This window comes from Streptomyces sp. NPDC049040 (genome assembly GCF_043197715.1).
GTDB lineage: Bacteria > Actinomycetota > Actinomycetes > Streptomycetales > Streptomycetaceae > Actinacidiphila.
Map to the genome: position 1 here is coordinate 92,524 of NZ_JBICTO010000023.1, position 7,074 is coordinate 99,597.

The 7,074-nt window shown below is 72.6% G+C and carries 7 protein-coding genes; 6 read left to right on the plus strand and 1 reads right to left on the minus strand.

The genetic code is table 11. The features are described 5' to 3' along the window. Nucleotides 1-198: 198 nt before the first annotated feature. The gene (locus ACGFMP_RS33475; protein ID WP_393677332.1) at nt 199-1,077 is read left to right on the plus strand and encodes a YihY/virulence factor BrkB family protein; all 879 of its coding nucleotides are present in this window, start codon (nt 199-201) and stop codon (nt 1,075-1,077) included. Nucleotides 1,078-1,081: 4 nt separating this feature from the next. Here ACGFMP_RS33475 and ACGFMP_RS33480 read toward each other — a convergent pair whose 3' ends face one another. Further along, nucleotides 1,082-1,972, minus strand: a complete 891-nt coding sequence (locus tag ACGFMP_RS33480) for a ribonuclease BN (RefSeq protein ID WP_393677326.1) — start codon at nt 1,970-1,972, stop codon at nt 1,082-1,084. A gap of 206 nt (nt 1,973-2,178) precedes the next feature. Between ACGFMP_RS33480 and ACGFMP_RS33485 the strand changes: the two genes are divergently transcribed. The 5 genes from ACGFMP_RS33485 to ACGFMP_RS33505 all read left to right on the plus strand — a co-directional run bounded on the left by ACGFMP_RS33485 (nt 2,179) and on the right by ACGFMP_RS33505 (nt 6,677). Continuing rightward, a complete protein-coding gene (locus ACGFMP_RS33485; RefSeq protein WP_393677327.1) occupies nt 2,179-2,367 on the plus strand; it encodes a CsbD family protein in 189 nt (62 codons plus the stop codon). A gap of 177 nt (nt 2,368-2,544) precedes the next feature. Beyond that, complete coding sequence (locus ACGFMP_RS33490) at nt 2,545-3,081, plus strand: GNAT family N-acetyltransferase (RefSeq protein ID WP_393677329.1); 537 nt, start codon at nt 2,545-2,547, stop codon at nt 3,079-3,081. Nucleotides 3,082-3,323: 242 nt separating this feature from the next. After that, nucleotides 3,324-4,316 (plus strand): LacI family DNA-binding transcriptional regulator, encoded by a 993-nt coding sequence (locus ACGFMP_RS33495; RefSeq protein ID WP_393677330.1) that lies wholly within the window; start codon nt 3,324-3,326, stop codon nt 4,314-4,316. 135 nt (nt 4,317-4,451) lie between these two features. After that, entirely contained in the window at nt 4,452-6,200 is a 1,749-nt protein-coding gene (locus ACGFMP_RS33500; RefSeq protein ID WP_393677331.1) for a beta-galactosidase family protein, read from the plus strand. Nucleotides 6,201-6,272: 72 nt separating this feature from the next. Further along, entirely contained in the window at nt 6,273-6,677 is a 405-nt protein-coding gene (locus ACGFMP_RS33505; RefSeq protein ID WP_393677333.1) for an SgcJ/EcaC family oxidoreductase, read from the plus strand. Nucleotides 6,678-7,074: the final 397 nt, after the last annotated feature.

A 7,074-nucleotide genomic window follows, 5' to 3' on the forward strand; every position in this document is an offset into this window, starting at 1 on the left:
CACCCCTGCGCCTGCCCGCTGAACGCCGCAAGATGGCGGGCCTGCGGCTCGAAATGTGCCGAACAATCCTTTCGAGCCAGATGAGTTGGCGAAGCCGAAGACGGGGCAGACGGACCCCGTCTGGTGTGTCGGTGGGGCGGGGTCGAGGAGGCAGCGTTGGCAACGGGAAGAGTGTCCACGGTATTCGGAGTGCTCCGAATGCTGGTCCGGGCCGTGGCGGCGGCCTGGGACAAGGACGCGACGGAGCGGGCCGCCGCGCTCACCTACTACGCGGTGCTGGCGCTCTTCCCTGCGCTGCTGATGACGCTGTCCCTGGTCGGGCTGACCGGCAGCCCCGACGCCAGCGGGGTGCCGGGCGGCCTGGAGGTGCTGATGCCAGGACAGTCCCGGCCGCTGGTGGCCGACGCGCTGCGGCACATGGCGCAGGATGCCTCCGCCACCACCTCGCTGGCCGCGGTCAGCGGGGCGGGGGCCGCTTGGGCGGCGTGCAGCTATGCCGCGGTCTTCCGGCGGGCCCTGCACCACATCCACGGCGTGGAGGACCACAGGCCGGCCTGGCGCGCCCTGCCGCGCGTCGTGCTCACCGCGCTCATGCTGCTGGTCCTGCTGGCGTGCAGCACCATCTGCGTCGTCGTCAGCGGCGAACTCGCCCACCGGGCCGGGGACATGCTGCACCTGGGCACCCCGCTGGTGTCGGCGTGGCGCGCGCTGCGCTGGCCGGTACTGGTCACCGTGGCGGCGGCCACGGTGCTGATCCTCTTCCGCTCCGGGCCGCCGGTGGCACGGAGCCTGCGGACGACCGCGCCCGGCGGTGGCGTCGCGGTCATCCTGTGGCTGCTCACATCGGCCGGGTTCGCGACGTACACCGCGCGCCTTGGCACCTACAACCGGCTCTACGGCCAGCTGTCCGGCGCGGTCGCCTTCCTGGTGTGGCTGTGGTTCACCAATCTCGCGCTCCTGGTCGGCGCCCACTACAACGCCGAGCGGGCGATCCGGGTCGCCGCCGCGGCGGAAGGCCGCACCGCGTCGCGGCGCACCCGCGACGTGGCCAAGGGCAGGGCCCCGGACGCGGCCTAGACTCCTACGGCCTGCCCCCGGGGGCGTCCGCCGGGTCGGGGTCGCCTGCCCGGTCCCCCGGCGGCGGCCCCGGGGCGACCCCGGCGGCGGGCGATTGGGCCCCCTCGGGAAGCACCCCGCTGTGCAGCTGCCGCCCGACCAGCGCGCCGCCGAAGATGACGAAGCCCACCCCGATCAGCCAGCTCTGGACCATCAGCACCGTGCCGACCGGGCCGTACGTCACCGCGCTCGTCAACGTCAGCGGCGACAGTACGAGCACCGAGAAGATCCGCAGGCCGACCAGGCCGACCATGGTGAACACCGCACCGGTGAGGGCGGGGCGGGCCGGGACGCGGTTGCCGAGCAGGAAGAGCTGGCCCCACCAGAAGAAGAGCACGCCGCAGGCGAGGGTGAAGGCGATCCGCAGCGCGGTCGGCAGCGCCCCGCCGTCGAGCACCGTGCCGCTCTGCGCCTCCACGAAAAGGTAGGCGGTCAGCACCGCAAGCCAGACCGCCCGGCGCCACACGGCGTGCCAGGCGTTCGCCGGCAGGTCCCAGATCCGCTCGTACGCGGTCGCCACGCTCGCCGCGAAGGACAGTCCGAAGACCGCGAGCGCCGCCAGGCTCAGCGCGCTCGTGGTGCTCAGCACCTTGCCCGGGGTCGAGAACAGGCGCCGCACGGTCGCCGCGGGACCGGCCGACAGGCCCATGCCGTCCACGATCCACTGCGCGAAGCCCGCACGGTGGTAGGGCACTGCCGCGGCCACCACGATGAGCAGCGGCATCAGCGTCACCAGGCCGAGCGCGGCGAAGCCCATCGACCGGTGCATCAGCTCCAGGGCCGTGCCCTGGCGCCATATCCGGCCCGGCGCGGATCGCCGCCAGGCCTCCCGCACCCGACCCGCGGTTCCGGCCATCCGTGCCACCTCCGCCCCCGGGTCACCGGCTGTACCCGGGTATGCCGCACGGGTACCACCCCTGCGGATACCCCCCGGATTCCTCCGTACGCGGCCGGTTCCGGCCGCCGCACCCGCCGCAGGCCGCTTGGCGGATGCCGCGCGGCGGCATACATGAGGTGCCCGGCACTGGGCAGCCGTGTCCCGAGAGCGAGAGGAGCCAGGCCATGAGCGACAGTGACAAGACCAGGGCGAAGACCGAGCAGGCGACCGGCAAGATCAAGGAGACGGTCGGCCACGTGGCGGGGAACGAGGACCTCGAGGCCGAGGGCCGCGGCGACCAGGCCAAGGGCGACGTGCGGCAGGCCGGCGAGAAGATCAAGGACGCCGTGAAGCACCTGCGCGACAAGGACTGACACCACCGCCGCACCCCCGTACCCGCACTCCCCGCGCCTTCCGGGCGCGGGGAGTCGGCGTATCCGGGTGCGGCGGCCTGTCTCGGGCCGGGGCGGCGGGCGCCACGGGCCCCGGCGGCGGTGCGATGTCCGGTAAACGCGGTTGTCCGGCTGCTTTCCCTCGTATAGCAATGCCCTGTGATAAACGGCGAGAGGATCGGGCTGCGCGCCCGGCACCAGAGCGATGTCGCGGTACTCCATGCCGAGCTGTACGACGACGTGGCGACCAGGGCGCGCGCCGACTCCCGCCCGTGGCGGCCACTCCCGCCGGGTTCCGGGCAGTCCCCCTACGCGGTGTCGGAACCGTCGGACGAGGCGGCCTGCTTCTCGGTGGTGGAGCTGGACTCGCGGGACCTGGTCGGCGAGGCCCTGCTGTGGGGCATCGACACGCACAGCAGGACGGCGCACATCGGGATCTCCCTGCGCCCCGCTTTCCGCGGCCGCGGGCTGGGCCTCGACGTCGTCCTGACCCTGTGCGAGTACGGATTCGCCGTGCGCGGACTCCAGCGCCTCCAGATCGAGACGCTCGCGGACAACGCCCCGATGATCGCGGCGGCGACCAGGGCGGGCTTCACCCGGGAGGGAACCCTGCGGCACTCCGCGTGGGTGTACGGCGGCTACGCGGACGAGGCGGTCTTCGGCCTCCTCGCGACCGAATGGACGGCGCGGGGCTGAGGAACCGCGCGGCACCGGAGCAGGTCCCGCCCGGGACCCGGATGCGTCAAGAGGTGCGGCCGCCCCTCTTCCGGCCGGGCCGCCGGAGCCCCGCACTGCGATCCGCGCCGCCTAAAATCCCAGTCACGGCCATGAACGGCCCAACGGTGCGCATAAGGGGCGAGCAGCAAGTGGACAGCAGCGGTGCAGCCAGAAAAGGGGACGCCGGCACGTCCACGGTCCGGCGCCGGCGAGGTGCGTCGATGGCGGACGTCGCCCGGCTGGCCGGTGTGTCCGCGCAGACGGTCTCGCGGGTGTCCAACGGCTACCCCGGGGTGGTGGAGTCCACCCGGCTCCAGGTGCTCGCCGCCATGAAGGAGCTGGGCTACCGGCCCAACAGCGCCGCCCGCGCGCTGAAGAGCGGCGAATTCCACACCATCGGCGTCATCACGTTCAACCTCTCCACCACCGGCAACACCCGTACCGTCGAGGCCATCGCCACCTCGGCCGCGGTCGAGGGGTACGCGACGACGCTGCTTCCTGTCGCGCTCCCCACCCAGGACAGCGTGCGCGGGGCCTTCACCCGGCTTGGCGAGCTGGCCGTGGACGGCATCGTCATCCTCATGGAGGTGCATCTGCTGGACGCCGCGACGGTGGCCCTGCCGCCCAACGCCCATGTGGTGGTGGCCGACTCCAACGCCGGGGACCGCTACTGCGTCGTCGACACCGACCAGGTCGGCGGCGCCCGCGCGGCGGTGGAGCACCTGCTGGACATCGGCCACCGCACGGTGTGGCATGTGGGGGGCCCGGCCGACTCGTTCTCCTCGGAAGGCCGGGTGGCCGCCTGGCGCGCGGTGCTGGAGGAGGCCGGACGGCCGGTGCCGGCGCCGCTGCGCGGCGACTGGTCCGCGGAGTCCGGCTACGAGTCCGGGCTGCGGCTGGCCGAGGAGGCGGAGTGCACCGCGGTCTTCGTCGCCAACGACCAGATGGCGCTGGGGGTGTTGCGGGCGCTGCACGAGCGGGGGCGGCGGGTGCCGCAGGACGTCAGCGTGGTCGGGTTCGACGACATCCCGGAGGCGTCGTCCTTCCTGCCGCCGCTGACGACCGTGCACCAGGACTTCTCGGAGGTCGGCCGCCGCTGCGTGGACGGCCTGCTCCAGCAGATCCGCAACGACCGGGAGGAGATCGGCACCACGCTGGTCCCCACCCGGCTGGTGATCCGCGCCAGCACCGCGCCGCCTCGCGCAGCCGTGTGACATGCGGCGACGCGCTCGCGCGGGCGCCGCCGCACGGCGGCGCGCATCCTTGACACCCGGTGTGCGACTGACCAGACTCGCACCGGATGGTTACGCAAACATCCGGTCATCCCTCGCGAGAACAGGCATCTCACCATGTCGGAACTACAGATGGGCACCGACGGCTTCTCCCTCGACGGCGAGCCGTTCAGGATCATCTCCGGTGCGCTGCACTACTTCCGCGTCCATCCGGACCAGTGGCAGGACCGGCTGGCCAAGGCGCGGGACATGGGCCTCAACGCGATCGACACCTACATCCCGTGGAACCTGCACGAGTCCGCCCGCGGCAGCCTGCGCATGGACGGCGGCGTCGACCTGCCGCGCTTCCTCGACCTGGCGGCGGCCTGCGGCCTGCACGTGCTGCTGCGCCCTGGGCCGTACATCTGCGCGGAATGGGAGGGCGGGGGGCTGCCGTCGTGGCTGCTGGCCGAGCCCGACATGCGGCTGCGCACCACCGACCCCCGCTATCTCGACGCGGTCGACGCCTACTTCGGGATGCTGCTGCCACCTCTGGCGCCCTACCTGTCCACCCGCGGCGGGCCGGTGATCGCGGTCCAGGTCGAGAACGAGTACGGCGCCTTCGGTGAGGACCGCGCCTACCTCGAGCACATCGCGGTGCTGCTGCGCCGCCACGGTGTCGACGTACCGCTGTTCACCTGCGACCAGCCGGGAGACCTGGCCCGCGGCAGCCTGCCCGGGATCCTGGCGACCGCCAACTTCGGCAGCGGCGCGGCCCGCAACCTGGCCACGCTGCGGGAACACCAGCCGCAGGGACCGCTGATGGTCACCGAGTTCTGGAACGGCTGGTTCGACCGCTGGGGCGGCATCCACAACCTGCGCCCCGCCGCCGTCGCCGCCGCAGAACTCGACACCGCGCTGGCCGCGGGCGCCGCCGTCAGCCTCTACATGTTCCACGGCGGCACCAACTTCGGCTTCACCAACGGCGCCAACGACAAGCACACCTACCGGCCGACCGTCACCTCCTACGACTACGACGCCCCGCTGGACGAGGCGGGCGACCCCACGCCGAAGTACGCCGCCTTCCGCGAGGTGATCGCCCGGTACGCACCGGTGCCGGATGTGCCGCTGCCCTCGCCGTCCAAGAAGCTCAACGTGCTGGACATCCGCCTGCCCGACAGCGTGCCGCTGCTGGAGGCGGCCGCGGTGCTCGGCACCGCGGCGACCGCGCAGCGGCCGCTCACCATGGAGGAGTTGGGCCAGGACTTCGGCTTCGTCCTCTACACGACCCGGCTGCCGGCGGCCGGCCCGGTGACCCTGCGGGTCGAAGGAGTCGCCGACCGGGCGCAGGTGTTCGTCGACGGGCATCCGGTCGGCGTGCTGGAACGCGAGAGCCACCACCGCGCGCTGGCCTTCTACGCCCCCCGCGCGGGTGCACGCCTGGACCTGCTGGTCGAGAACCAGGGCCGGGTCAACTACGGCCAGGGCATCCACGACCGCAAGGGCATCCTCGGTGACGTGCTCGTCGACGAGCACCGCCTCGATCACTGGACCAGCCGCCCGCTCGACCTGGCCGACCTGGGGCCGCTGGCCTTCCGCCCCACCGCCGCGCCCGCCCTCGGACCGGCCTTCCACCGCGGGGAGTTCGCCCTGGAGGAGGCCGCGGACACCTATCTCGACCTGACCGGCTGGACCAAGGGCAACGCCTGGATCAACGGCTTCCACCTCGGCCGTCACTGGTCACGCGGCCCCCAGCGGCGGCTGTACGTCCCCGGACCGGTGCTGCGGGCCGGCGGCAACGAGGTCGTCGTCCTGGAACTGCACGCCACCGCCCGCACGGCGGTGGACCTTTGCGACACGCCCGACCTCGGCCCCGTCGAGGAGTGAGCCCGGCGCCGGTCCGGCCGGTCTGGCCGGTTCTGGCCGGTCTGCGCGTCGGAGATATGACCAGGCCGTAGGATCATCCGCGTGAATACGGACTCCGCAGCGGACATCGAAGCCGTCAAGCAGGTCGTTGCCATCGTCGAGCACTCCCAGCAGCACAAGGACCCCGACGAGTTCCTCGCTCTCTTCCACGCCGACGCGATCTGGACGACCGCCCACGGCAAGGTCCTCATCGGCATCGAAGCGATCTCGGAGTTCACCCGGAAGGTGCTCCCCGCGTCCGACTGGGACGGCAAGGTCAGCTACGAGGTGGTCCACGTGCTCTTCGTCCGCCCCGATGTCGCGGCCGTCAAGGTGCGCCAGCGCTACCTGTCCCCTGGCGACGAGAGCGAGGGCGCTCCGCTGTACGTCATGGCCAAGCAGGATGACGGGCGCTGGCTGCTGACCGCGTGCCAGAACACAGGGGTCGTCACCGGCTGATCCGGCCATCCCCCCACGGTGGGCTCCGAGCCGGGGCTCAGCGCGGCGCGCCCGGCGCCGGCGCGCCCGCCCGGCCCCGGCACCCCCGTGGGCGCCGCGGAGCCCAGGGCAGCCTCGACCGCGAGGTGTGCGGCGAGTCCGCCGGGGCGCCGGAGGACTCGCCGCGGCGATCGTCGAAAAGGCACCGGGCGGCAGCGCTCCGTGGCCGGACGGCGCCAGGACGACACTTCGGGCAGACGGGTTCCGCGGAGCCATGGCCGAAGCCTGTTAGCGCTCACAGTCGAGTGTGGGAGGCTCCGCTGCCGTCGGGGTCACAGGCCGCGTGCGAGGTGGTAGTAGGCCTGGTTCCAGCGGATCTCCTGGGTGAAGCGGCGGATGTCGGTGTCATGGTCGATCA